Below are 240 nucleotides of genomic sequence, written 5' to 3' on the forward strand. Positions count from 1 at the left end.
TGAGGTTATAGCATCAGCTCCTGAAGCTGTAGATACAGCAACCGTCAACATATAGTCGACCAAAAGCGATCCACCGGATATTAATCCTGGAATTGTACCGAGATTTTCTGTTGAAACCAGATAAGCTCCGCCTCCTGATGGATAGGCATGAATAACCTGTGTATAACTTCCAATCAGCGCAAACAGTAAAACCAAAATAATTAAGGCAATAGGTATCGAATACCATGAAGCGCCCGCACC

At 43.3% G+C, this 240-nt stretch carries 1 protein-coding gene; it reads right to left on the reverse strand.

Translation table 11 applies throughout. From position 1 onward, the window contains the following. Positions 1–240, reverse strand: a 240-nt coding sequence (locus tag ETC27_RS18340; protein WP_500690370.1) for a hypothetical protein, incomplete at both ends; no start/stop codon positions are given.

Origin of the sequence: Onishia niordana (genome assembly GCF_004798965.1) — a bacterium.
Lineage (GTDB): Bacteria > Pseudomonadota > Gammaproteobacteria > Pseudomonadales > Halomonadaceae > Onishia > Onishia niordana.